This window comes from Streptomyces sp. NPDC003697 (assembly GCF_053587115.1).
Map to the genome: position 1 here is coordinate 1 of NZ_JBSFNN010000091.1, position 25,881 is coordinate 25,881.

Below are 25,881 nucleotides of genomic sequence, written 5' to 3' on the forward strand. Positions count from 1 at the left end.
GGAGGCGACGCGGGAGGAGACGCTCGCCCCGCGCGGCGGGGAACCGACGACGTCGCAGCGCGTCAAGCCGTACATCGGACCGCGCCCGGGCATCGTCACCCGGCGCGGCTGGGGCGCCGACGAGAAGCTGCGCAAGGGAGGGTTCGTCTACACGAAGAAGGTGAAGGCGGCCTTCGTCCACCACACGGCCTCGGGCAACAACTACACCTGCTCCCAGGCCCCGTCGGTCATCCGCGGCATCTACCGCTACCACGTCAGGAGCATGGGCTGGCGGGACATCGGCTACAACTTCCTCGTCGACAAGTGCGGGCACATCTACGAGGGCCGCGCCGGGGGCGTGGCGAAGGCGGTGCTGGGCGCCCACACCATGGGGTTCAACAGCAACAGCATGGGGATCGCCGTCGTCGGCACCTACAGCAAGTCCAAGCCCGCCTCGGCCGCCGTGCGGGCCGTGGCCCAGCTGACCGCCTGGAAGCTCGGGCTCTACGGGATGGACCCGAAGAGCAAGACCTATCTGAAGTCCGGCGGTGGGAATCTGTACGCAAAGGGAAAGAACGTACGCCTGAACGTGATCTCCGGACACCGGGACGGCTTCGCCACCGACTGCCCCGGACGGCAGCTCTACGCCAAGCTCGGCACGGTCCGCTCCACCGCTGCGCGCTACCAGGGCCGCTGACGCCAGCACAGCGCACGGCCCTCAGGGGCGTGGGCGGCGATCTGCATAAACTGGCCGGCCGGACAACAGATCGGCCGGTCCCGGCAGGAAGCAGAGACGACAGGTGACAGAAGCGATCCTCCTGGTCGGCGGCAAGGGCACCCGGCTGCGCCCGCTCACGGTGCACACCCCCAAACCGATGGTCCCGGCGGCGGGGGTGCCGTTCCTGACACACCAGCTGGCCCGGGCCAAGGCGGCGGGCGTCGACCACATCGTGCTGGCCACGTCGTACCTGGCCGAGGTCTTCGAGCCCTACTTCGGTGACGGCTCCGCATTCGGACTCCACCTGGAGTACGTGACGGAGGAGGAGCCGCTCGGCACCGGCGGCGCCATCCGCAACGTGGCCTCGCGCCTGTGCTCCGGCCCGGACGAGCCCGTCCTGATCTTCAACGGGGACATCCTGACGGGCCTCGACATCCGCGCGCTGGTGCGCACGCACGAGACGACGGGCGCGGACGTCTCCCTGCACCTGACCCGCGTCACGGACCCCCGCGCCTACGGCCTGGTCCCCACCGACGGAACGGGCCGGGTGCTCGCGTTCCTGGAGAAGCCGCAGACGCCCGAGGAGATCGTCACCGACCAGATCAACGCGGGGGCGTATGTCTTCCGCCGCTCGGTCATCGACACCATCCCCCAGGGCCGGCCGGTGTCGGTCGAGCGGGAGACCTTCCCGGAACTGCTGACCGCCGGGGCGCACCTGCAGGGCATGGTGGACTCGACGTACTGGCTGGACCTGGGCACGCCGGCCGCCTTCGTGCGCGGCTCGGCCGACCTGGTCCTCGGCCGTGCGCCGTCCCCGGCGGTCCCCGGCCGCTGCGGCGACCGCCTGGTCCTGCCGACGGCCGTCGTCGCGCCGGACGCCAAGCTGACCGGCGGAACGGTGGTGGGCGAGGGCGCGTTCGTGGCCGAGGGCGCGCGGGTGTCCGGCAGCACCATCCTGGACGGCGCCGTGATCGAGCCGGGCGCCGTGATAACCGACTCGCTCATCGGCACGGGCGCCCGCATCGGCACGCGCTCGGTCCTGACCGGCACCGTCATCGGCGACGGCGCGGTCGTCGGCGCCGACAACGAGCTGAGGGAGGGCGTGCGGGTGTGGTGCGACGCCCGCATACCGGCGGGCGCGGTCCGCTTCTCCTCGGACCAGTAGGGGCGCTCCCGTCCCGCCCCGGGGACACCCCCGCCCGGCGGCCGGCCGGGCGGCTGGTCCTCCCGCGCCCGGGCCCACCAGCCCGCCTCACAGCCCGGTGATGTCCCCCTTGGGCATCCGCGGCGCCCGTCGCGGCGGCACCCGTCCGCTCAGCAGGATCAGCCGGGCCGCCCGGTGCCGCTGGCCCGCGTACGGCTCCAGCAGCCGCAGCATCGCCTCGTCGTCCGCGGACCGGTCCCCGGCCAGCGCCCACCCCACGATCCCCGGCAGATGCAGGTCCCCGACGGTCACCGCGTCCGCCGCCCCGTGACTGCGCTGCACCGTCTCCGCCGACGTCCACGGCCCGATCCCGGACACCAGCTCCAGCCGTTCCCGGGCCGCGGCCGGCTCCATCCGCACCGCCTCCTCCAGCCGCGCGGCGACCCGCACGGCCCGCAGGATCGTCGACGCCCGCTTGGTGTCGACGTTGGCCAGGTGCCACTCCCACGACGGGATCAGCGCCCACGTCCGCGGCGCGGGCATCACGTACATCCGCCCGGGCGTCGGCCCCGGCGCCGGATCCCCGTACGTGCGCACGAGCACCCGCCACGCCCCGTACGCCTCGGCGGTGGTGACCTTCTGCTCCAGGATCGAGGGGATCAGCGACTCCAGCACCAGCCCGGTCCGCGTCAGCCGCAGCCCCGGCCGCCGGTGCCGGACCAGCGCCAGCAGCCGGTGGCGCGGCGCGAACGCGGAGGGGTCGTCGGCGGCCCCGAGGAGGTGCGGCAGCTGCTCCAGCAGCCACTCGGCCCCCGGCCCCCAGGCCTGCCCGCGCACCTGCCCGCCGCTCGCCGAGATCCGCAGCGTCCCGGGGCCGAGGGGCGTCCGGCTGGCCCGCCACACCGACCCGTCGGGCGCCGCCCGGAACGTCGGGTCACCGGCACCGCGTCTGAGCGGCCCCAGCACCAGTCCGAGGTCCAGCGGCCCGTCGGGCGCCCAGGTCCGCACGCGGCCCGGCGCCACGGCCGGCCGGGGCACCGGCCCGGACGCGCGGGACTCGGCGCTCGGGACGGACGCGTCACAGGCACCCGGGGCGGAGGGGGCATCGGGAGCCACGACGACCTCCTGCCCGCCGCGCACGGGCACGGCGGTGCCGCCCACGCCGTCGGGGAGGGTCGGCCGGGGTGCGAAACGTCCTGCCACGTAAGAGGTCCCAGGTATGCCGGTGGTGCCGGAGCTGCCCTACGAGAGTAGGCGGTCGCACGGGAACGGACGGCCGTGGGTGGACGAGACGCACCGCGGCCGAGCCGACGGCCGCCGGCCGGCCGGGCACCCCGGGCCACAAGAGACGAGCAAGGCGGCTCGCGGAGAGGCGACGTCCGCGACCGCCCCGGCCGCCGCCTCGCGGCGCACGCCCCGGTCACCGCGCTCCCGCGCACACCCCCGTCACCGCACCTCGACGAACGCCCCCGCCTCCCGCTGCGGCCGCGGTGCCGGCGGCTGCGCCGGGTGCCCGACCGCGACCGCGCCCATCGGGTCCCAGTCCGCCGGCAGCTCCAGCACCTCCCGCACCACGTCCCGGCAGAACATCGTCGACGACACCCACGCCGACCCGAGCCGCTCGCCGGCCAGCGCGACGAGGAAGTTCTGCACCCCGGCACCGGCGGCGACCACGAACATCTCCCGTTCGGCGCCGTCCCGGCGCGCGTCGCCGTACTGGTGGGAGCCGTCCATGACGAGACACGGCACCACCAGGTACGGCGCCTCGCGCAGCACATCCCCGCGGCGGACGCGGCGGGCGATGGAGTCCTCGCTGCGGCCGTCCCGCCGCAGGTCGGCGATCCAGGCGTCCCGCATCGCGTCGAGCAGACGCGACCGCGACCCGGCCGACTCCAGCAGTACGAACCGCCACGGCGTGGTGTGGTGCGGCGCGGGCGCGGTCACCGCCGCGGCCACCGCCCGCCGTACCGCGCCGGGGTCGACGGGCTCGTCGGTGAAGGACCGGACGGTCCGCCGCTGGGTCACCGCCTCCCGTACGGCCTCCGACGTGCCGAGCCGGAACATGTCGTCGCGCGCGGCGCGCACCAGGGGGCGGGCTCCCTGCCCGCACTCCTCGGCGACCACGTGCGGCAGCCCCCGTACGACGGCCACGGGCAGTCCGGCGGCCTTGCCCTTGACCAGGTCGCCCGCGGCGGCCAGTTCGTCCGCGGTGGCGACGACGGTCGCGCTGAGCGGGTTCCCGTGCGTGTCGGTGCCCCCGCGCAGGTCGTCCAGCACGCGGATGCCGGCGGCGCCGATGGCGACGTCGGTGAGGCCCGCCCGCCAGGGGCGTCCGAAGGTGTCGGTGAGCAGGACGCCGACGGTCACGCCGAGGGTGTCGCGCAGTCCGTCGCGGATCGCCCGCGCGGACGCGTCGGGGTCCTCGGGTAGCAGCAGCACGGTGCCCGCGGGGGTGTTGGAGGCGTCGACCCCGGCGGCCGCCATGACCAGGCCCTGCCGGTTCTCCACGATCCGCACCGGTCCGCGGCGCGCCACGACGCGCACGGTCTCGGCGTCGATCGCGGCCTCCCGGTCGGTCGCCTCGACGATCCGGCCCTCGGCCTTGGAGACGATCTTCGAGGTGACCAGCACCACGTCCCCGTCGGCCAGCCCGGGCTCGGCCGCCGCGATCAGCTTGGCGAGGTCGTCGCCCGGCGCCACCTCGGGCAGCCCGGGCACGGCCCACACCCGGTACCCGGGCGCCGTCGCGTCCCGCGGTCCGTCCGGCGTACGGGTGCCGCTCATGCGCTCCGCACCTCCTCCGCCAGCGCGAGCGCCTCGCGGGCCATCCGCGCGGCCGCGTCCATGTCGCTCATCATCAGCGGGACCGCCCGGCACCGGATGCCGGCCGCCTCGACCCGCTCCACCGCGTCCGCGTCCACCGTGTCGACCAGCCAGCCGTCCAGCAGTCCGGAGCCGTAGTGCTCGGCCACCGCCGCGGCCGTGGACTCCACACCGACCGCCGCGAGCACCTTGTCGGCCATCCCGCGCACGGGCGCGTCGCCGACGATGGGGGACAGGCCGACCACCGGCACACCGGCGTCGGCGATCGCCTCCCGGATGCCGGGCACGGCCAGGATCGTGCCGATGGAGACGACGGGGTTGGACGGCGGGAAGAGGATGACGTCGGCCGCGGCGAGCGCCTCCAGCACGCCCGGCGCCGGCTTGGCCTGCTCGGCGCCGACGGGCACGACGGCCTCGGCCGGCACGGACGCCCGCAGTCGTACCCAGTACTCCTGGAAGTGGACGGCTCTGCGCTCGCCGGGGCCCTCCTCCGAGCCGCCGCCGGGCAGTGTGACGGCGACGTGCGTCTCGACGCGGTCGTCGGTCATGGGGATCAGCCGCACGCCGGGCTTCCACCGCTCGCACAGGGCCTCGGTCACGGCGCTCAGCGGATAGCCGGCGCTCATCATCTGCGTCCGCACGATGTGCGTGGCGAAGTCCCGGTCGCCGAGCCCGAACCACTCCGGGCCCACGCCGTACGCGGCGAGTTCCTCCTTGAGGTGGAAGGTCTCGTCCGCCCGGCCCCAGCCCTGCTCCTCGTTGATGCCGCCGCCGAGCGTGTACATCACCGTGTCCAGGTCCGGGCAGACCTTCAGCCCGAAGAGATGGATGTCGTCGCCGGTGTTCCCGATGACCGTGACGTCCGCGTCCGGCACGGCCCGCTTCAGACCGCGCAGGAACCGGGCACCGCCGATGCCGCCTGCCAGAACCACAATCCGCATGGCAACAGTGTGTCAGCCGCCGGGCGGGCTCGTTGAGGGGCGTGGGCGGGCGGCCGGGCGCCGGGCCCCGGTGGGCGGTGCGGCGGCGGGGTGCGCGGTCGCCCGGTCGGGTGTCATCCGCCGGCGCCGGGGTGACGGGCCCGGCCGGCCGGGCCGGAGGCGGTCCCGGCGCACCGGGCGGCGGTCTCCGTGACCGCGGGGAGGCCGGACCGGCCGAGCATCGGCATCTCGGTCAGGCCGGGGTGGTAGATGTGCAGGCTGACCGCCGGCTGCAGCGTGTCGTTGACGACCTCGTGCGTGTACCCGGGGGCGAACACGCGCTGGGCGCCCGCCTCGAGCGTGCGCGTGCCCTGCCGGGTGTGCTCGGTCAGGGTGCCGTGCAGGACGGTCAGCACGCCGGATGAGGGGCCGTGGCCGTGCGCCCCGGTGCCCTGCCCGGGCACCCACGACAGCAGCCACACCTCGTAGCCGAGCGGGGTCTCCCCTGCTCGATCGCGGCCGGGAGCCCGGGGAACGGCGCGCAGCCGGTGGTACCAGCGGGTGGTGGCGTCGTAGCGCACGAGGGGCTCCCACTGGGAGCGGTCGGCGGCGATGGCACGGGCCAGGCCGGCGAACTCGGCCACGGTGGCCGGGTGCGCGCGCGGTGCCTGCAGGAGGTGGGGGACTTCGAGGATGTCGCCGGCGATCTGGAGGTCGCTGTCGCTGTTCATCGTGCTGTGGTTCCTCGGCGGAGGGTGAGGGTGGCGGGGGCCGCGGACCGTCCGCCCGAGGGAACCTCAGAGGTGTCCTGGACGGAGATCCCGCAGGGGAGCGGGGTGCGCGGCGGCCGAGTCGGCTCGGACCCGGCGACGGCGGGAGCGCGTGGGGCTCAACAGCCGGCGGAACAGCGACAGCTACAGCGAGCGCGGGCAGCACCGTGGGACCCGGCGGTGCCGGTCGTGGTGAGCGCCAAGTTCGCGAGCATGCCCACCAGCACACCGGCTGACACGTTCGCTGTCAACCGGACACCTGGAACGTGGGACATGTTTCACCTCATCCGGTTCACCTGCCAGGTGAAAGGTTTGCTCACCGCCCGACCGGGACACATGGCGCACATGCCGGGCACGCAAGCCCCGTTGCGATCCTGTGATCCGACCGTGATCCGGGTCGCCCCGGAGCGTGTGTCGGAACGGGATCAAAGTCCTGGGCGTCCTTCCCCGTGCGGGCTCCGCGTGGAGACGGAGACCCTCGGGGTCTTGTCTGTGTGTCGAGGTTTATGCCGATTTGAACACTTACCGCATGGCCTTGGTTCCGCAGAGTGAATAAGGGGCCCAATAGCAGATCTCGGCTTGACTCGCCCGGAGCAGCACACTTGTAATTTCACTCGTGTCGTTCAGCCGGGATCGGTAACGGCTGCGTCACGGGGACGCGAAAGACAGACGAGGGGCGCACATGACCGAGCTGGTGCAGCAACTGCTGGTCGACGACGCGGACGAGGAACTCGGCTGGCAGGAGCGCGCGCTGTGCGCCCAGACCGACCCCGAGTCCTTCTTTCCCGAGAAGGGCGGCTCGACCCGCGAGGCCAAGAAGGTCTGCCTGGCCTGTGAGGTCCGGTCCGAGTGCCTCGAGTACGCCCTCGCCAACGACGAGCGCTTCGGCATCTGGGGCGGCCTGTCCGAGCGCGAGCGCCGCCGGCTGAAGAAGGCCGCCGTCTGACGCGGCCTCAGCCGCGCCAAGCCCGCGGAACACCGCACGGACCCCTTCACGGGAGGTCGCGAACGGCCCGCCGCCCGTGGCCCGTCCACAGCCGGCGGGCCGTTCCGTGGGTTCCCGTACCGGCCGCCGCCGCCCAACGAGGCGCTCCGCGCCGCCCCTGCCGGCACTGCCGCTAGTGTGGTCGCTCGTCCGAGGAGCCCCGCTGCCCCCACGAGGCACGGGCGTCCACCGCAGTCCACCGAACCGGGGCCCGTATCTCGATGTCAGTGCACAGCCGTGCGGCAGCCCACTACGACGTCGCCGGCACGCCGCCGCCCGACCCGACGCGCCCGCCCGAGTACCCGCGGCACGTGGTCACCGCCGTCCTCGTCTCCCACGACGGCGCCCGCTGGCTTCCCGACGCGCTCGCCGGTCTGCTCGGTCAGGAACGCCCCGTGCAGTACGCCGTGGCGGCCGACACCGGCAGCGCGGACACCTCCGCCGAGCTGGTCACCGAGGCCCTCGGCGCCGACCGCGTGCTGCACCTGGCCCGGCGCACCGGCTTCGGCCAGGCCGTCGAGGAGGCCGCTCGCACCGCCCCGGTCCTCACCCCGGACGACCTGCCCTACCTCAAGCGCCCCAGCGGCTGGGACCCCGTCACGCGCAGCTGGCGCGACGACGCCTACGACCTGCCCGAACTGCCCTACGGCGAACCGGTGCAGTGGCTGTGGTTCCTGCACGACGACTGCGCCCCCGAACCCGACGCCCTTTCCCAGCTGTTGCGCGTCGTCGACAACGAGCACGAACTCGGCCGCGACGACGTCGCCGTCGTCGGCCCCAAGCTCCGCGGCTGGTACGACCGCCGGCAACTCCTCGAAGTGGGCGTCACCATCGCCAACTCCGGCCGCCGTTGGACCGGCCTCGACCGGCGTGAGCAGGACCAGGGCCAGCACGACCACGTCCGCCCCGTGCTGTCCGTCTCCACCGCCGGCATGCTGATCCGGCGTGACGTCTTCGAGCGGCTCGGCGGGTTCGACCGGCGGCTGCCCCTGATGCGCGACGACGTCGACCTGTGCTGGCGCGCCCACGCCGCCGGCCACCGCGTCCTGGTCGCCCCCGAGGCCGTCGTGCGCCACGCCGAGGCGGCCAGCCGTGAGCGGCGCGCCGTCGACTGCGTGGGCCGCACCGCCGCCTCCCCGCACAAGGTCGACAAGGCCGGCGCGGTCTACACCCTCCTGGTCAACACCCGCTCCGCCGCGCTGCCCTGGGTGCTGGTGCGGCTCGTGCTCGGCACCCTGCTGCGCACCCTCGCCTACCTCGTCGGCAAGGTCCCCGGCCAGGCCGTCGACGAGATCCGCGGCTTGCTGGGCACACTGCTGCGGCCCGAGCGGATCCTCGCCGGACGGCGCGCCCGCGGCCGGCCGCAGATCGACAAGGGCGAGCTGCGGGCCCTGTTCCCGCCGCCCGGCGCGACCGTGCGCGCCACCGTCGAGCAGGTCGCGGGCAACCTCGTCGGCGGATCCGACCCCGAGGTCTCGTCGGCCGGACGACACGGCGGAGCCGTCGAGTCCGGTCCGGGTGGCGACGACGCGGACTTTTTGGAGGTCGAGCAGTTCGCCCGCCTCAGGCGCATCGCCCGCAAGCCCGGACCGGTGCTGTTCCTGCTGCTCCTGCTCGTCTCCCTGGCCGCCTGCCGGGCCCTGCTGGGCGGCGGTGCGCTGGCCGGCGGCGCGCTGCTGCCCGCCCCGGCCGACTCCTCCGAGCTGTGGTCGCGCTACCTCGACGCCTGGCACCCGGTCGGCGCCGGCGGCACCCCGTCCGCGCCGCCGTACCTCGCCGTGGTGGCACTGCTCGCCTCCCTGCTCCTGGGCTCCACCGGCCTCGCGGTCACCGTGCTGCTGGTGTGCTCGGTGCCGCTGGCCGGGTTCACCGCCTACTTCGCCTCCCGCCCGCTCGTGGAGTCCCGTCTCCTGCGCGCCTGGGCGGCCGTCGTCTACGCCTTCCTGCCCGCCGTCACCGGCGCGCTCGCCGGCGGCCGGATCGGCACCGCCGTCCTCGCCGTGCTGCTGCCGCTCCTCGCCCGCGCGGGCGTCGCCGCGAGCGGCCTGACGAAGAGCTCCGGCGCCCGCGGCAGTTGGCGCGCCACCTGGGCCTACGCCCTGCTGCTGACGATCACCACGGCGTTCACGCCCGTCGTCTGGCCGATCGCTCTGGTCCTCGGCGTCGCCGTGCCGGCCATGCGCCGCGGCGACTTCACCGCCCACGGACTGCGCTTCCTGGCCCAGCTGGGCACACCCCTGCTGCTCCTCGCGCCCTGGTCGCTGTCCCTGCTGCCGTTCGGCTTCTTCACGGAGGCCGGTCTGGAGTACGGCGCGTCCGCCGCCTCCGCCCTGGACCTGCTGGGCGCGAGCCCCGGCGGCCCCGGCACCGTGCACGGACTGATGCTCATCGGCATCGTGCTGGCCGCGCTCGCCGCCCTGCTGCGCTCCGAGCGGCAGTTCGGGATCCGCACGGCCTGGGCGGTCGCCCTGCTGGCCCTCGTCTTCGCCGTCCTGTCCAACGGCTCCACATGGGCGGGCCCGGCCACCCTCGTCCAGGGCCTCGCCCTGCTGACGGCCGCGGTACTGGGCGCCGACGGTGCCCGCGCGCGCGTGGCCGAGCAGAGCTTCGGCTGGCGCCAGCCGGTCGCCGCGCTGATCGTGTTCGCCTCCGCCGCCGGGCCGCTGCTCGTCGCGGCCGGCTGGATGATCCGGGGCGCCGACGGGCCGCTGGAGCGGCGTGACCCGGTGCAGGTGCCCGCGTTCGTCGCCGCGGAAGGCAGCACGCCCGACCAGGCGCGCACCCTGGTCCTCGACAGCGACTCCGACTCCCACGTCGGCTACATGCTCGTCCGCGGCTCCGGCGCGCGCATGGGCGACGCCGAACTGGCCGCCGTGGACGGTGAGAACGCCGGGCTCGACAAGGTCGTCGCCAACCTCGTCGCCGGCTCCGGCGCCGACCAGGCGGACCAGCTCGGCGGTTTCGCCGTCCGGTACGTCCTCGTCCACAAGGGCGCGCCGCGCCAGGTGAGCCGCGTCCTGGACGCCACGCCCGGCCTGTCCCGGCTCAGCCAGCAGGACGGCAGCGCGCTGTGGCGCGTGGACCGGCCGGTCTCACGCGCCGCCGTCGTGCCCGCCTCCGGCTCGGGCACCGCCCAGGCCGTCGCCGCCGGACCCGTGGAGATCCACACCACCCTCCCGGCCGGCTCGCAGGGCCGCGTGCTGCGCCTGGCCGACACGGCCGCCGACGGCTGGACGGCGACCCTGGACGGCAGGCCGCTGACCCGCACCACGGTCGACGGCTGGGCCCAGGGCTTCTCCCTCCCGGCCTCCGGGGGCAGGCTCGACGTCACCTTCGACGAGCCGCTCGCGCACACCGCCTGGCTGTGGGTGCAGGGTGCGCTCGCCGTCGTGCTCGTGGTCCTCGCCCTGCCGGGCCGGCGCCGCGACATCGACGACGACCTGCCCGAGGAGGAGCCCGTCCCCGCCGAGGCGGTGGCCGGTGAGGGCCGCCGGGCCCGCCGTCTGCGCGCCCAGGCGGAGGCGGAGGCCGGGCAGGCTGCGGGGGCCGAGGGCGCCGAGCCGGCCGGCGGGGCGGAACCGCGGCCGGAAGGCGGGACCGTGTCGCCCGCGCCGCCGGAGGCCCCGGCCGTCCCGCACCAGCAGTCCTACGGCGAGTGGGACAGGGCCGGCTACGCCGGAGCGGACTACGGCGGCTACGGCGGCGATCCGTACCAGGGCGCCCAGCAGTATCCGGCGGGCCCGTACGACCAGACGTACGAGGCCGACCCCTACCAGGCGGACGCCCACCAGGCCGACCCGTACGGGAGCGGCCGGTACGACCCCTACGCCTACGGCGGCCAGGCACCCGCGGACTCCTACGACCAGACGTACGGCGACGCCTACCAACAGGGCTACCAGGAGCCGTACGACCCGGCGCAGTCCCACCCGCACGGCAACGGCAACGAGCGCCCCGACGGGAGCCAGCAGTGAACCGCACCACCCTGTCCCTGATCGCGGTCACGACCGCGCTGGCCGCCGTCACCGGCTTCGCCGCGCTGAACACACCGGACGGCTCCGCCCCGGGCACCGCGGCGGCTGCCCGGCTGCCCGTGGAACGCACGACGCTGCTCTGCCCGGCGCCGAGCACCTCCGACCTCGCCGAGACGTCGTACACCTCCTTCACTCCGGTGACGAAGGGCACGGACGGCGACGGCGAGGCCCGGCTCCGGCCGGCCGGGGACGGCGCGGACCCCGGCGCGGGCGACACCCCCGAGGACGGCAGGGGCGGGGGGAAGTCCGACGGCACGGCGAAGGACAAGGGCGGCGACGGGGCCGCTGACGAAGCGGACGGGAAGACAGGCGGCGGTGCGGTGAAGGCCGACCAGCCCGCCCTGCAGCCCAAGGAACCGGGCACGCCCGTGACCGGTGACTCCTCGGGAGCGGACGCGCCCGCGCTGATCGGCACCGCCGACGGCAAGTTCGCGCCCGGCTGGACGATGCAGGAGACCACCGAGGTCGCCGCCGGCACCGGGCGCGGCCTGCAGGGCGTGAACTGCACCGCGCCCGACACGGAGTTCTGGTTCCCCGGCGCCAGCACCGCCGCCGCCCGCTCCGACTACGTCCACCTGACCAACCCCGACGACTTCGCCGCCGTCGTCGACATCGAGCTCTACGGCAAGGACGGTCCCGTGAAGTCGGCGGTGGGGGAGGGCATCACCATCGCGCCGCGGTCCACCGAGCCCGTCCTGCTGTCCACCCTGGCCGACGCGCCGCAGGACGACGTCACGGTGCACGTGAGCGTGCGCAGCGGGCGGGTCGGCGCGGCCGTCCAGGCCCTGGACGAGAAACTGGGGGGCGACTGGCTCACCGCGGCCGCGGACCCCGTGGACAGCCTGGTGCTGCCGGGCATCCCCAAGGACGCCACGTCGGTGCGGCTGGTCGCCTTCACACCCAGCGACGCCGACGCCGACCTGAAGGTGCGGCTGGCCTCGCCGTCCGGGCTCATCACGCCCGCCGGGCACGAGAGCGTGCACGTCAAGGGCGGCATGACCACCGCTGTCGACCTGGGCGACGTCACGCGCGGCGAGGCGGGGTCGCTGGTCCTGACCCCGACGGGGCAGCCGGTGCCCGTCGTGGCGGCGCTGCGGGTCGTGCGCGGCAAGGGCGCGGACCAGGAGACGGCGTTCATCCCGGCGACGGGCCCGGTCGGCGCGCGGGCGACGGCCGCCGGCAGCAGCGGGAAGGGGACCACGCTCTCCCTGACGGCGCCCACCGGGACCGCTCGGGTCAGGGTCACCGCGTCGGCGGGCAGCGGGGGCGGGACTGCGGTGTCGAAGACGTACACCGTCAGGAGCGGCACCACCCAGGACGTCGTCCCGCCGGTGCCGTCCGGCCTGAAGGGCACGTACGCCATCACGGTGGAGCACCTGTCCGGCGGCCCGGTCCACGCCGCCCGGACCCTGTCGGCGACGGAGGACGGCGTCCCCGCCTTCACCGTCCAGACCCTCCCCGACGACCGGGGAACGGTGGCGGTGCCGCAGGCGGAGGAGGACCTGTCGGTCCTGCAGAGGTAGCGCGCCGGGGGCGCGGTGCCTCGCGCTGGGGCGCGGGGCGCGGTGCTTCGGGCGGTGGGCCGGGACCGTGCGGTCGGGCCGGGGTGATCCCCGGGCCGGCCGGAGGCGCGTCGGGGTGGCGGGGGCGTCGTGTGCGGGGCGCGCGGTCCGCGCCACGCGCCCCGGGAGGCGCCGTCGGCCGCCCTCAGTCCTCCCCGTACCTCGGGTCCACCGTCTCCGGCGTCAGCCCGAGCAGGTCGGCGACCTGTTCGACCACGATCTCGTGCACCAGGGCCGCCCGCTCCTCCCGGCCCTTGGTGCGGATCTCGACCGGGCGCCGGTAGACGACCACGCACGCACGCCGTCCGTCGCGCGCCGCGACCGTCCCCCCGAGCGGCACCGCCTCGTCGCTCCAGGCCCGGCCCGGTCCGTCGAGCTTCGGCACCTCCAGGACGAGGAAGTCGATCTCGGCGAGCTGCGGCCACCGCCGCTCCAGCCGGTCCACGGAGTCCTGCACCAGATCCGCGAACACGTCGGCCCGGCTCGCGGCGAGCGGAACCTGCGGCGGGGCGATCGGGCCGCGCATGCCTCTGCCGTGGCGGTCACGGCGTCGCGGCCCGGGGCCGGCGGCACGGGGCGGTACACGGTTGTCCATCACCGGTGAAGCCTAGTCCTCGCGGGGGCCGCGTGCCCGGCTCCGTGCGGCATCCCGGGCATCGCGCCGTTGCGTCGTCTTTCCGTCAAACCGCGGTTGTTCGATGGCCATTCCAGTCAAGATCGGGCTCGATTCCGTATCTCTCCCAGACCGGTGACCTCAAGCCGTTTGACGGTTTTTGTACCGACTGATCGTTCGCGGCGGGGTCGGCCGGATACTCTCTCGACCGACATCCGCGCAGGTCAGCAAAGTGCGCCAGCAGGGGCGTGTGGGGCGTTTCACAGGCCGACACGGGAGAGTGACCTGGTGGAGAGTCGTCGCGGCCCGCTCAAGAGTGCGGTACCGTCCAACGTCGTGAGCCCTGTACGTCGCTGTTCGCGCACCGCTTGCGGCCGTCCCGCCGTAGCGACCCTGACGTACGTCTACGCCGACTCGACCGCGGTCCTCGGCCCGCTCGCCACCTACGCCGAACCCCACTGCTACGACCTGTGCGCCGAGCACTCCGAGCGCCTCACCGCCCCGCGCGGCTGGGAGGTCGTCCGGCTCCTCGACGGTTCGGCGCCCGCGCGCCCCAGCGGTGACGACCTCGAAGCGCTGGCCAACGCCGTGCGCGAGGCGGCCCGACCCCAGCAGCGGGCGGCCGAGGCCGGTGGTGCGGGGGCCCGCTCGGTGGACCCGATGGAGGTCGCGCGCCGCGGTCACCTCCGGGTACTGCGCTCCCCGGACAACTGACGCGGCCCCGGCGCCGGCTCCGCGAGGCGGCCGCCTCCACCTGCTCGCCGGACTCTCCTGGCACCTGACTCCGCCTGCTCGCCGCACTCTCCTGGCGCCTGACACGCTGTCCGCGCGCCGGGTCCGGGGGCGCCTGACTCCGTCGGTGCGCCGCACCTCCCTGGAGCCTGATCCCTGCGCACGCCGCCCCTTTGACGCGTTGCGCGTCGCTGACTGGCGCTCTGCCCTCCGGGCGGCCGAACCCGCCCGCGCGCCGCCCTTTCCCGGCGACGGACCCCCGTCTCGCGCCGGCTCCCTCCGGGCGAACGTCGCCCGCCGCGGCGCGCCGGACCGGACCGACGAAGGTCGTCACCGGCCCCCACCCGGCCTCCCGGACGACGAACGGGAGACGGCTTCCTCCGGGTCCCACCCGGGCCGGGTAATTTGTGGTGACCGTCGAACCGAGGGAAGGCCGGCCGTGACTGCTGATCTGTCGCAGATCGTGAAGGCGTACGACGTACGCGGAGTTGTCCCGGACCAGTGGGACGAGTCGCTGGCCGAACTGTTCGGGGCGGCCTTCGCCCAGGTGACCGGCGCGGACGCCGTCGTCGTCGGGCACGACATGCGGCCCTCGTCGCCCGGCCTGTCCCGGGCCTTCGCGCGCGGCGCGACCCGGCGCGGCGTCGACGTCACGGAGATCGGGCTGTGCTCGACGGACCAGCTCTACTACGCCTCCGGCGCCCTCGACCTGCCGGGCGCGATGTTCACGGCCTCCCACAACCCGGCCCGGTACAACGGCATCAAGATGTGCCGGGCGGGCGCGGCCCCGGTGGGCCAGGACACCGGCCTGGCGGAGATCCGCGCGCTCGTCGAGCAGTGGTCCGGCTCGGGCGCGCCGGCACCGGCGGCCCGCCCGGGCACGGTCACCCGGCGCGACACGCTGGAGCAGTACGCGGCGCACCTGCGCTCCCTCGTCGACGTGACCTCCATCCGCCCCCTGAAGGCCGTCGTCGACGCGGGCAACGGCATGGGCGGCCACACCGTCCCCACGGTCCTCGCGGGCCTGCCCGTCGACCTGGTCCCGATGTACTTCGAACTGGACGGCACGTTCCCCAACCACGAGGCCAACCCCCTCGACCCTGCGAACCTCGTGGACCTCCAGCGGCGCGTCCGTGAGGAGGGCGCCGACCTCGGCATCGCCTTCGACGGCGACGCCGACCGCTGCTTCGTGGTCGACGAGCACGGCGAGCCGGTGTCCCCGTCCGCCGTCACCGCGCTGGTCGCCGCCCGCGAACTGGCCCGCAACGGCGGTCAGGGCATCGTCATCCACAACCTGATCACGTCGTGGTCGGTCCCGGAGGTGGTCGAGGAGAACGGCGGCACGCCGGTCCGCACCCGCGTCGGCCACTCCTTCATCAAGGCCGAGATGGCCAGGACGGGCGCGATCTTCGGCGGCGAACACTCCGCGCACTACTACTTCCGGGACTTCTGGAACGCCGACACGGGCATGCTGGCCGCCCTGCACGTCCTCGCGGCCCTCGGCACCCAGGACCGTCCGCTGTCCGCCCTGGTCTCCCGGTACGACCGTTACGCCGGCTCCGGCGAGATCAACTCCACGGTCGACGACCAGGCCGCCCGCCTCGCCGCCGTCAGGTCGGCGTACGAGGGTCGCGACGGCGTCACCCTGGACGAACTCGACGGCCTCACCGTGACCGGCGCCGACTGGTGGTTCAACGTCCGCCCCTCCAACACCGAGCCGCTGCTCCGCCTGAACGCGGAGGCCCGGGACAAGGCGACGATGACGCGGGTGCGGGACGAGGCCCTGGCCATCATCCGCGCCTGACGACCACCCGCGGCGCCACCGCGCACCGCGCCGAACGGCACCGGGCGGCGCCGGCCGGTCCCGGGTGCGCTGCTCGGTCCGGCGTGCTGCCGCCGGATCCGCCGCGCGCGGTCGGAATCGCGCCGAGCGGCACCCGCCCGGACCTGGTGAACCTGGCCGCCGCGCCGCGCCGTCCGAGCGCTCCCGCGCCGTCCCGCCCGAGCGTTCCAAGCCGCGCCGCTGAAGTCGAGCCACCCCGCCCAAGCGTTCCCCAGCCATACCACCCCGCCCGAGCGTTCCCAGGCCACCCCGCCCGAGCGCTCCCGAGCCGCGCCGCCCGGGCGTTTACCGCGCCGCCCGGCCCCGGCGCCACCGCCCGGGCCGCTCCGCCCGTCCGCGTCCGGCGACGGCGGACGAGCGGCCCGGCTGCCCGAAGGCGCGACGCGGCGCCCTCCGGCCGGGCCCGGACCACCCCGCCGACCCACTCCCCGCGGCGGTACTCTGACCTCGCACAAGCGCACCCACGCCTCCGAAGGGAACCCCCATGCCGCTCGAAGCCGGCCTTCTGGAGATCCTCGCCTGTCCGGCCTGTCACGCCCCGCTGAAGGAGCAGGACGACGAGCTGATCTGCACCGGTCAGGACTGCGGTCTGGCCTATCCCGTCCGCGACGGCATCCCGGTCCTGCTCGTCGACGAGGCCCGCCGCCCCGCCTGACCGACGCCCCGGCGACCGGAGCCCGATCGGAGACAGCCGCCCATGCTCGACGAATCGCTGCTCGACACCCCCGAGGGGCTCGCCCAGGCCGACCACCGCGGACTGCTCCGCGGGGCCGCCGAGGCAGGTGCCCGGGTCCGGACCGCGGCGCGCCACGCCGCGGAGTCCGGCATCAACGACCTCAGGCCCGACGGCCGCCCGCGCGCCGTCCTGATCGCGGGCCCGGGCGCCGCCGCCACCCACGCCGCCGACCTCCTCGGCACGCTCGCCGGTGCCGGCACCCCCGTCATCCGGCTGGCCCCCACCGGCGTCGCCCCCGCCGCGGGCGCCCTGCGCTGGGAACTGCCCGGCTGGGCCGGTTCCGTCGACCTGCTGCTGGTCGCCACGCCGGACGGCAGCGAGCCGAGCCTGTCCCTGCTCGCCGAGCAGGCCTACCGGCGGGGCTGCACGGTCGCCGCCGTCGCCCCCGCCGGAACCCCGCTCGCCGAGGCGGTCGCGGGCGCGCACGGCCTGTTCGTGCCGATGGCCACGGCCCCCTACGACCAGGACGAACCCCTCGCCGCGTCCGCCCCCGGCGTCCTGTGGGCGCTGCTCACCCCGCTGCTCGCGCTGCTCGACCGCGTGGGGCTGCTGGCGGCCCCGCCCGACGCCCTGAACAAGGTGGCCGACCGGCTCGACCTCATCGCCGAGCGCTGCGGCCCCGCCATCGCGACCTACAGCAACCCCGCCAAGACCCTCGCCGCCGAGCTCGCCGACGCGCTGCCGCTCGTCTGGACCGAGGGCACCTCGGCCGGGCCCGCGGGCCGCCGCTTCGCCGCCGGGCTGGCCGAACTGTCCGGCATCCCCGCGGTCGTCGCCGAACTGCCCGAGGCGCTCGCCGCGCACAGCGCCCTGCTCGCCGGACCGCTGGCCGCCCGCGCCAATCCGGACGACTTCTTCCGGGACCGGGTCGAGGAACCGCCCGCCCTGCACGCACGCGTGGTGCTGCTCCGCGACCGCCCCCTCGGCGGGCTCACCGCGGCCGCCGCCGCCCGCGATCTGGCCCTCAGCCACGACACGCCGGTCAGTGAGCTGGAGCCTGAGGCGGGGGACGAGATCGAGTCCCTGGCGGAGCTGATCGCCGTCACCGATTTCACCGCCGTCTACCTGGCGCTCGCCTCGCGGGCCTGGTCTTGACCCCGGCGCTCTGACCGCCGTACCCGGGACAACCGACAGTCTCCGTACGGCGCACGCGCCCGTACGGTCAAGCGAACCCGCAGGAAGAAGGCCATGGACCGCCTCCACAACACCATCCGCCCCTACGCGTGGGGTTCCACCACTGCCATCCCCCGGCTGCTCGGCGTCGAGCCGAGCGGGGAACCGCAGGCGGAGATGTGGATGGGCGCCCACCCGGGCGCGCCCTCGCTGACCGGGCGCGGCACGCTCGCCGAGGTGATCGAGGCGGCCCCGGAGCGGGAGCTGGGGGCCAAGACGGTCGCGAAGTTCGGCCCGCGCCTGCCCTTCCTGCTCAAACTCCTGGCGGCCGGCGCCCCGCTCTCCCTCCAGGTGCACCCCGACCTGCGGCAGGCCCGGCAGGGGTACGACGACGAGGAACGCCGCGGCATCCCCGTCGACGCCCCGCACCGCAACTACAAGGACCCCCAGCACAAGCCCGAACTGGTCTGCGCCCTAACCGAGTTCGACGGCCTGTGCGGCTTCCGCGAGCCACGGCAGGCCGCCGGCCTGCTCGAGGCCCTCGGCGTGGACTCCGTCAGGCCGTACGCCGACCTGCTGCGCACCCGCCCGGAGGAGGCGGCGCTGCGCGAGGTGCTCACCGCCGTCCTCACCGCCGACCGGGAGCAGATCGCCCCCACGGTCGACCGGGTGGCGGCCGCCTGCGCCCGCCTCGGCGGCGACCACGCCCCCTACGCCGAGATCGCCCGCCATCACCCGGGCGACCCCGGCGTCCTCGCCGCGATGCTGCTCCGGCACGTCCGGCTCCAGCCCGGCGAGGCCCTGTTCCTCGGCGCGGGCGTCCCCCACGCCTACCTCAGCGGCCTCGGCGTCGAAATCATGGCCAACTCCGACAACGTCCTGCGCTGCGGCCTGACCCCGAAGCACGTCGACGTTCCCGAACTCCTGCGCGTCGTGCGGTTCGAGGCCGGCGGCCCCGGCGTCCTGCGGCCCGAGGCCGGGCCGGGCGGCGAGGAGGTGTACGACGCCTCCGTCGAGGAGTTCCGGCTGTCCCGGTACGTCCTTCCCGAGGGCGCCGCCCCTCACGACCTCACCCTCGACACCCCGCAGATCCTGCTGGGCACGGCCGGCTCCGTACGGGCCGGCGAGCAGGAACTGCGCCCCGGCCGGTCCGTCTTCGTCCCGGCGGGCGAACAGGTCGGACTGCGCGGATGCGGCACCGTCTTCCGCGCCACCGTCGTCGTCTGAGGCGCCCGGGGCGTCAAGGACGGTGGTCCGGGGAACCCTCACCGGCCGGGGCTGCAAGAATGGCGCACCGGCAAAGGACGGGCAAAGCCCGTGCGGGCACCCGCCCCTCACGGAGGCGCCCCGGACGGCGTAGGCACGAAGGCGAAGGGACAACGCGAACTCATGAGCGCGTCAGGCGGCACCAGGGCGATCGTGGCGGCACTCGGCGCCAACCTCGCGATCGCGGCATCGAAGTTCGTGGCGTTCGCCTTCAGCGGCTCGTCGTCGATGCTGGCCGAGGGCGTGCACTCCCTCGCCGACTCCGGCAACCAGTTCCTGCTGCTGGTCGGCGGCAAGAAGGCCCAGCGGGCGGCGACCCCGCAGCACCCCTTCGGCTACGGCCGCGAGCGGTACATCTACGCCTTCCTCGTCTCGATCGTCCTGTTCTCGGTCGGCGGCATGTTCGCCATCTACGAGGGCTACGAGAAGATCAAGCACCCGCACGAACTGGAGCACTGGTACTGGCCGGTGGGCGTCCTCCTCTTCGCGATAATCGCCGAGGGCTTCTCGTTCCACACGGCCATCAAGGAGTCCAACGAACTGCGCGGGAAGCTGTCCTGGGTCGAGTTCGTCCGCCGCGCCAAGGCGCCCGAGCTGCCGGTCGTCCTGCTGGAGGACTTCGGCGCCCTGATCGGCCTCATCCTGGCCCTGTGCGGAGTCAGCCTGTCCCTGCTCACCGGCGACGGCCTGTGGGACGGCATCGGCACCCTCTGCATCGGTGTCCTGCTCGTCCTGATCGCGCTCGTCCTGGCCGCCGAGACCAAGTCGCTGCTGCTCGGCGAGGCCGCCGGCGCCGACACGGTCCGCAGGATCGAGGCCGCCTTGGTCGACGGCGACACCGTCACCGGCATCATCCACATGCGCACGCTCCACCTCGGCCCCGAGGAGCTGCTCGTCGCCGCCAAGATCGCGGTGCGGCACGACAACACGGCCGCCGAGGTCGCCTCCGCCATCAACGCCGCCGAGGCACGCATCCGCGAGGCCGTGCCGATCGCCCGCGTCATCTACCTCGAGCCGGACATCTACAGCGAGGCAGAGGCGGCCAAGGGGCCGGACCGCGAGGCGACCCCGGGCGGGCCCGCGCCGCACCCGACCGGTCACTGAGCCCACGGCCGACCGTCACCGGGCCACGACCGACCGGGCACCGAACCCTGCGACCACGGGGGCCTACCGATCCTCGGTGGGCCCCCGTCCCGCGTCCACGCCCGCCCCTGCTCCGGTGGAGGGCGACGGGGGCGGCTCACCCGGCGCCGGTGGCTCCCCGCGCGGGCCCCGGCGGAGGCGACGCGGGTGGCTTCCCCGTACCGCCCACCACGCCGCGGTCCCCCGGACCGGCCCCGGCCAGGAAGCAGACGGCACTCACCAGCGGGGTCCCGCGGTGTGTCCCTCCCCATACCTGCCCTCCCGCGCCCCTGAGGGCAACGCCTGCCCGAGCGGGGCCCGCCCGCGGTTGCCCCGCAGGCCAGAGCCCCGGCGGCGCACCGCCACGCGGCGCGAGCCGCCGCACGTGTCCGGCGGCGGACTGGGGACCGTGCGGTCCCGCGGTGTAGCTTGGGACGGAGCCAGACGTCGCTGCTGATGGCGGTCGGGCGGTCCCCACACGGACCGGCCGAGGGAGAGAGGGCCTCCGACGGACTGCGCTGCGCGCACGCGGGCATGTCAATGTCCTCCCGGGACACCCCTGTGTCCGCCGCCGCGCAGGTCAGCCCTACCCACCCTCGACCCCGATCCGAGGAGCAGCACTCCATGACGACTGTCGACAACCGGCAGGACTTCAAGGTCGCCGACCTCTCCCTGGCCGAGTTCGGCCGCAAGGAGATCAGCCTCGCCGAGCACGAGATGCCCGGCCTGATGGCGATCCGCAACGAGTACGCCGCCGCGCAGCCGCTGCGCGGCGCCCGCGTCACGGGCTCCCTGCACATGACCGTGCAGACCGCCGTCCTGATCGAGACCCTGGTGGCCCTGGGCGCGCAGGTCCGCTGGGCCTCCTGCAACATCTTCTCCACGCAGGACCACGCGGCTGCGGCCATCGCCGTCGGCCCGAACGGCACCCCCGACAACCCCCAGGGCATCCCCGTCTTCGCCTGGAAGGGCGAGAGCCTGGAGGAGTACTGGTGGTGCACCGAGCAGGCGCTCACCTGGCCGGACAGCCCCACCGGCGGCCCGAACATGATCCTGGACGACGGCGGTGACGCCACCCTCCTCGTCCACAAGGGCGTCGAGTACGAGAAGGACGGCAAGGTCCCCTCGCCCGACACCGCCGAGTCCGACGAGCACCGTGTCATCCTCCAGTTGCTGACCCGCACCCTCGGTGAGAACCCGCAGAAGTGGACCGAGCTGGCGTCCGAGATCCGCGGCGTCACCGAGGAGACCACGACCGGCGTCCACCGCCTGTACGAGATGCAGCGCGAGGGCACCCTGCTCTTCCCGGCGATCAACGTCAACGACTCGGTCACCAAGTCGAAGTTCGACAACAAGTACGGCTGCCGGCACTCCCTGGTCGACGGCATCAACCGCGCCACCGACGTCCTGATCGGCGGCAAGACCGCGGTGATCTGCGGCTACGGCGACGTGGGCAAGGGCTGCGCGGAGTCCCTGCGCGGCCAGGGCGCCCGCGTGATCATCACCGAGATCGACCCGATCTGCGCCCTGCAGGCGGCGATGGACGGCTACCAGGTCACCACCCTGGACGAGGTCGTCGAGACGGCCGACATCTTCATCACCACGACCGGCAACAAGGACATCATCCTGGCGTCGGACATGGCCAAGATGAAGCACCAGGCCATCGTCGGCAACATCGGCCACTTCGACAACGAGATCGACATGGCCGGCCTCGCCAAGGTCCCCGGCATCGTCAAGGACGAGGTCAAGCCGCAGGTCCACACCTGGACCTTCCCGGACGGCAAGAAGATCATCGTGCTGTCCGAGGGCCGCCTGCTGAACCTGGGCAACGCCACCGGTCACCCGTCGTTCGTGATGTCCAACTCCTTCGCGGACCAGACCCTGGCCCAGATCGAGCTGTTCACCAAGCCCGACGCGTACCCGACCGGCGTCTACGTGCTGCCCAAGCACCTCGACGAGAAGGTCGCCCGCCTCCACCTGGACGCGCTCGGCGTGAAGCTCACCAAGCTCCGCCCCGAGCAGGCCGCGTACATCGGTGTGGACGTCGAGGGCCCGTTCAAGTCGGACCACTACCGCTACTGAGCCGCGCCCGCGTCGCCTCCCACCGCGTGCGTCGCCGCGCGGCGGGAGGCACCGAGTCCGCCGAGGCAGGCCCCCGCACCCCCGTGTCGGGGGCCTGCCCCTTTGGCCGCAGCGGCCGTCACGCGCGCCGAACCGGCTCACCGAGGCGGCCCGACCAGCCCGTCACCACCCAGGACACCCATGCCCCGCGGCCGTTATGCGCTCCACGATCCGCACGATCACACCCCCTTCGCCGAAGAACACTTCCACTGCGCCCCCGGCCCGTCCGGCTGGCGCTACGTCTCCCAGGTGACCACCGTGTCCGGCGAGCACCGCGGCTCCGTCGACCTCGCCATCGACGACCTGGGCCGCCCGATCCGCCTGGAACTGCACAGCGGGAGCTGGCAGGTACGGGGCGCCGCGATCGACGGCGTCACCTGGGTCCGTACCGACCCCACCGGCACCCATGCCACCGAAGGCAATGTGCGCGCCCACGCCTTCACCGGCACCTCCCCCGCGTTCCTCGTCGCCACCGCCCGTCTGCTGCGCCTCACCCCCTCGTCCTCCGCCACCCGGGTACGCCTCGTCGCCCTCACCGACCCGGTCCTCGCCCCCCGCACCGTGGACCAGTCCTGGGCACTGGTCCACAGCGAAACACACGACACTGACAACGGCCCCCTGACCGTGGACGAGTACCAGGTCACGGAGCTCGACACCGGAGAGCGGCACGCCGTGCACATCGCCGGGGACGTGGTCCTGGCCGCTCCCGGAGTCGAGCTGGAGGACCTGGAGTCACCGCCGTCCGTGTTCGGCCCCTGACCTGTTGGCAGCGGGGCCGCCGGGAGGGGTGAGACGTCCGAGGGAGGCCTAGGCCGGGGGCACGAAGCCGGTGGCCGGCCGCCCGGTCCGCGCCGCGTCCTCGGGCACGCCGGCCGGGGCGGCCGGCGCCGGCGCCCGGAGCGGCACCTCGGGCCGCAGCGCCTCCGCGCCCGAGGACCCGGACCGCTCCGAGGCCGGAAACGGCGACTCGGACGGTCCCCCGGCCGACGAGTCCGGCGGCGACGGCATCGTCCAGCCGTGGGGGGCGGACCAGCCACGGGCCTCGGCCGCACCGTGCGCCGGGGCACCGGAGGGTTCCTGCCCGGCGCGCTCCTGCCCGGCGTGTGCCGCGGCACCGCCCACGCCCGCCCCGCCGTCCGCACCGACGAGCCCGCCGCCCGCGAACCCGCCACCGAAGGCGCGCCGGGCCTCGCGGGTCCGCCGCTCGTCCACCACCGCCGCCAGGTACATGGCCGGCGGGACTCCGGGCGGAGCCGGCGCACCGGTGCGGGCCACGACGTCGGCGGCGAGCCGCTGCGCCATGGCCCAGCCGACCTGCGGATCCAGCTGGTGCATGCGCGTCAGGTACTGCCGCACGGCCAGCCACAGCCCGTCGGGCACCGCCGAGAGGTCGAGCTCGGAGAAACGTCCCACCAGCCAGGGCGGCGGCGGGGGCACGAAGTCCAGCCGCCCGGACGCCACCCGCTCCCGCACGACCAGCGTGCCCGCGAACACGTCACCGAGCCGGCGCCCCCGCGCCGACACCAGCGAGGCGACACAAGCCACGACCCCGAACGTCATCAGGATCTCGACCACGCCGATCGCCCCGCGCACCAGCGCGTGCCGGAACCGGATCGGCCCGCCGTCGTCCCGCACCACGCGCAGTCCCAGGGCCAGCTTGCCGAGGGACCGCCCGTGACTGAGTGTCTCCACCGCGATCGGCCCGCCCACGAGCACCAGAAGGAACGCCGCGATCGCGACCGCGGCCCGCGCCGCCTCGTCCAGGGAGGCGGAGGCGAACACCAGACCGATGCTGACCCCGACGTACACCACCATCACCGCGGCCAGGTCGATGAGCACGGCCAGCGCCCTGCTGGGCAGCCTCGCGGGGCGCAGCTCCAGCGCCACCGCCTCGCCCGTCACCAGCTCACTCACGTCCGCCGTCCCTTCCCCTGACCTGCCCCGAGAACCGTCAGTCTGCCAAGCTGAGCACATTCGCGCCGCAGTACGACAAGCTGACACCTACGTCGAGCAGTCGAACGACCAGCCGAGGAGCAGGCAGACCCGATGGACCTCGACGTCTTCGTCTCCGCCCACCGCGCCGAGTGGGACCGTCTGGAAGCACTGCTCCGCCGCCGGCGCCGCCTCACCGGGGCGGAGGCCGACGAACTCGTCGCCCTCTACCAACGTGCCACCACACACCTCTCCCTGATCCAGTCGGCCGCCCCGGACCCCCAGCTGACGGGACGGCTCAGCCAGCTCGTCGCCCGCGCGCGCAGCGCGGTCACGGGAACCCGCCGCGCCGGCTGGCGGGACGTGGTCCGCTTCCTCGTGGCGGGTTTCCCGGCCGCGGTGTACCGCTCGCGCCACTGGTGGGTGCCGACCGCGCTGCTGAGCACCGCGGTGGCCGCGCTCCTGGGGTGGTGGATCGGCGCCCATCCCGAGGTGCAGGCCGCGATCGCCACCCCGAGCGAACTGCGGGACCTCACCCGGCCCGGCGGCGAGTACGAGACCTACTACTCGAGCCACCCCGCGGCGTCGTTCGCCGCCCAGGTGTGGACGAACAACGCCCAGGCCGCGGCCATGTGCCTGGTCCTGGGCGTCTTCCTCGGCCTGCCGGTGCTGTGGATCCTGTTCGAGAACATGCTCAACCTGGGAGTGGGCGCCGGACTCATGTCGTCCGCCGGCCGGCTCGACACCTTTCTCGGGCTCGTGCTGCCGCACGGCCTGCTGGAGCTCACCGCGGTGTTCGTCGCCGCCGGTACGGGCCTGCGTCTGGGCTGGACCGTCGTCGACCCCGGCCCCCGATCCCGGCGCACCGCGCTCGCGGAGGAGGGCCGGGCGGCGGTGGGCATGGCGATCGGACTCGCCCTGGTCCTCTTCGTCTCCGGCGCGATCGAAGGCTTCGTCACGCCGTCCGGCCTGCCCACCTGGGCGCGCATGGCCGTGGGCGCCGTCGCGGAGCTGGCCTTCCTCGCGTACGTCTACGTCCTCGGCGGCCGTGCCGTCCGGGCGGGCGAAACGGGTGATCTTCAGGCGGCCGAGCGAAGCGCCGGTGTGCCCACCGCCGCCTGATGTGCGTTCAGGCCCCCCGAGCTGCTACTGTCCTCTTCGCCCCACCGGAGCCGTTGACACGGAGCGGAAGGGGAGGTAGATTCGAACAGTTGCCTGGAGGACCGACATGGTCCGGCCGGCAACAGTGAACATCTATCTGCTTCCGGGAACGACGATTCTCGAGAAGTCACCCCCGATGAATCGGAAACAATGGCCGGTCTGACCGGCTGAAAATTTCTGATAAAGTCGGATCCGCCGGAAAGGGAAACGCGGAAGCGGGAACCTGGAAAGCGCCGAGGAAATCGGATCGGGAAGATCTGATAGAGTCGGAAACACCGAAGGGAAGCGCCCGGAGGAAAGCCCGAGAGGG

Annotated in this window: 20 protein-coding genes; 14 read left to right on the forward strand and 6 right to left on the reverse strand. The window is 74.3% G+C overall.

From position 1 onward, the window contains the following. Both ACWDNY_RS26785 and ACWDNY_RS26790 read left to right on the forward strand, forming a co-directional pair. The coding region (locus tag ACWDNY_RS26785; protein ID WP_451648359.1) for a peptidoglycan recognition protein family protein at window positions 1-676 on the forward strand (676 nt) is incomplete at its 5' end. Window positions 677-779: 103 nt separating this feature from the next. After that, entirely contained in the window at window positions 780-1,862 is a 1,083-nt protein-coding gene (locus ACWDNY_RS26790) for a sugar phosphate nucleotidyltransferase (protein ID WP_451648360.1), read from the forward strand. Between the two features lie 87 nt (window positions 1,863-1,949). Here ACWDNY_RS26790 and ACWDNY_RS26795 read toward each other — a convergent pair whose 3' ends face one another. From ACWDNY_RS26795 to ACWDNY_RS26810, 4 genes are all read right to left on the reverse strand, one after another. Next, window positions 1,950-3,044 carry a DNA-3-methyladenine glycosylase family protein gene (locus ACWDNY_RS26795; RefSeq protein WP_451648361.1) on the reverse strand — a complete coding sequence of 365 codons (1,095 nt, stop codon included), beginning with the start codon at window positions 3,042-3,044 and terminating at the stop codon, window positions 1,950-1,952. A gap of 243 nt (window positions 3,045-3,287) precedes the next feature. Next, entirely contained in the window at window positions 3,288-4,625 is a 1,338-nt protein-coding gene (locus tag ACWDNY_RS26800) for a coenzyme F420-0:L-glutamate ligase (RefSeq protein WP_451648362.1), read from the reverse strand. Continuing rightward, complete coding sequence (cofD, locus tag ACWDNY_RS26805; RefSeq protein ID WP_451648363.1) at window positions 4,622-5,605, reverse strand: 2-phospho-L-lactate transferase; 984 nt, start codon at window positions 5,603-5,605, stop codon at window positions 4,622-4,624. Before cofD ends, ACWDNY_RS26800 begins: the two co-directional genes overlap by 4 nt. Window positions 5,606-5,718: 113 nt before the next feature. Continuing rightward, window positions 5,719-6,315 (reverse strand): cysteine dioxygenase, encoded by a 597-nt coding sequence (locus ACWDNY_RS26810; protein ID WP_451648364.1) that lies wholly within the window; start codon window positions 6,313-6,315, stop codon window positions 5,719-5,721. 721 nt (window positions 6,316-7,036) lie between these two features. On the opposite strand from ACWDNY_RS26810, the gene ACWDNY_RS26815 reads away from it, so the two are divergent. From ACWDNY_RS26815 to ACWDNY_RS26825, 3 genes are all read left to right on the forward strand, one after another. Beyond that, a complete protein-coding gene (locus tag ACWDNY_RS26815; RefSeq protein WP_003975777.1) occupies window positions 7,037-7,300 on the forward strand; it encodes a WhiB family transcriptional regulator in 264 nt (87 codons plus the stop codon). Between the two features lie 260 nt (window positions 7,301-7,560). Beyond that, a complete protein-coding gene (locus ACWDNY_RS26820) occupies window positions 7,561-11,310 on the forward strand; it encodes a glycosyltransferase (RefSeq protein ID WP_451648365.1) in 3,750 nt (1,249 codons plus the stop codon). Then, window positions 11,307-12,893: a DUF5719 family protein gene (locus ACWDNY_RS26825; RefSeq protein ID WP_451648366.1), complete on the forward strand. Its 1,587-nt coding sequence runs from the start codon at window positions 11,307-11,309 to the stop codon at window positions 12,891-12,893. The genes ACWDNY_RS26820 and ACWDNY_RS26825 overlap by 4 nt, the downstream gene beginning before the upstream one ends. Window positions 12,894-13,077: 184 nt before the next feature. On the opposite strand, the gene ACWDNY_RS26830 is transcribed toward ACWDNY_RS26825, so the two are convergent. Further along, window positions 13,078-13,527, reverse strand: coding sequence for a metallopeptidase family protein (locus ACWDNY_RS26830; protein WP_451648376.1), 450 nt, complete (start codon window positions 13,525-13,527; stop codon window positions 13,078-13,080). A gap of 306 nt (window positions 13,528-13,833) precedes the next feature. On the opposite strand from ACWDNY_RS26830, the gene ACWDNY_RS26835 reads away from it, so the two are divergent. The 8 genes from ACWDNY_RS26835 to ACWDNY_RS26870 all read left to right on the forward strand — a co-directional run bounded on the left by ACWDNY_RS26835 (window position 13,834) and on the right by ACWDNY_RS26870 (window position 23,237). Further along, on the forward strand, window positions 13,834-14,259 hold the full coding sequence (locus tag ACWDNY_RS26835; protein ID WP_451648367.1) for a DUF3499 domain-containing protein: 426 nt from the start codon (window positions 13,834-13,836) through the stop codon (window positions 14,257-14,259). Between the two features lie 457 nt (window positions 14,260-14,716). Continuing rightward, a complete protein-coding gene (locus ACWDNY_RS26840) occupies window positions 14,717-16,081 on the forward strand; it encodes a phosphomannomutase/phosphoglucomutase (RefSeq protein WP_451648368.1) in 1,365 nt (454 codons plus the stop codon). Between the two features lie 523 nt (window positions 16,082-16,604). Continuing rightward, window positions 16,605-16,775, forward strand: a complete 171-nt coding sequence (locus ACWDNY_RS26845) for a Trm112 family protein (protein ID WP_159666488.1) — start codon at window positions 16,605-16,607, stop codon at window positions 16,773-16,775. Between the two features lie 42 nt (window positions 16,776-16,817). Further along, the gene (locus ACWDNY_RS26850; RefSeq protein ID WP_451648369.1) at window positions 16,818-17,951 is read left to right on the forward strand and encodes an SIS domain-containing protein; all 1,134 of its coding nucleotides are present in this window, start codon (window positions 16,818-16,820) and stop codon (window positions 17,949-17,951) included. A 93-nt stretch (window positions 17,952-18,044) separates the two neighbouring features. After that, window positions 18,045-19,196 carry a mannose-6-phosphate isomerase, class I gene (gene manA / locus ACWDNY_RS26855; protein ID WP_451648370.1) on the forward strand — a complete coding sequence of 384 codons (1,152 nt, stop codon included), beginning with the start codon at window positions 18,045-18,047 and terminating at the stop codon, window positions 19,194-19,196. A gap of 162 nt (window positions 19,197-19,358) precedes the next feature. Then, window positions 19,359-20,339: a cation diffusion facilitator family transporter gene (locus ACWDNY_RS26860; protein WP_451648371.1), complete on the forward strand. Its 981-nt coding sequence runs from the start codon at window positions 19,359-19,361 to the stop codon at window positions 20,337-20,339. Between the two features lie 642 nt (window positions 20,340-20,981). Continuing rightward, complete coding sequence (gene ahcY, locus ACWDNY_RS26865; RefSeq protein ID WP_451648372.1) at window positions 20,982-22,439, forward strand: adenosylhomocysteinase; 1,458 nt, start codon at window positions 20,982-20,984, stop codon at window positions 22,437-22,439. A gap of 180 nt (window positions 22,440-22,619) precedes the next feature. Then, window positions 22,620-23,237 carry a hypothetical protein gene (locus tag ACWDNY_RS26870; protein WP_451648373.1) on the forward strand — a complete coding sequence of 206 codons (618 nt, stop codon included), beginning with the start codon at window positions 22,620-22,622 and terminating at the stop codon, window positions 23,235-23,237. Between the two features lie 48 nt (window positions 23,238-23,285). Here ACWDNY_RS26870 and ACWDNY_RS26875 read toward each other — a convergent pair whose 3' ends face one another. Continuing rightward, the gene (locus ACWDNY_RS26875; RefSeq protein WP_451648374.1) at window positions 23,286-24,392 is read right to left on the reverse strand and encodes an RDD family protein; all 1,107 of its coding nucleotides are present in this window, start codon (window positions 24,390-24,392) and stop codon (window positions 23,286-23,288) included. Window positions 24,393-24,524: 132 nt separating this feature from the next. On the opposite strand from ACWDNY_RS26875, the gene ACWDNY_RS26880 reads away from it, so the two are divergent. Then, a complete protein-coding gene (locus ACWDNY_RS26880; RefSeq protein ID WP_451648375.1) occupies window positions 24,525-25,532 on the forward strand; it encodes a stage II sporulation protein M in 1,008 nt (335 codons plus the stop codon). Window positions 25,533-25,881 lie beyond the last annotated feature (349 nt).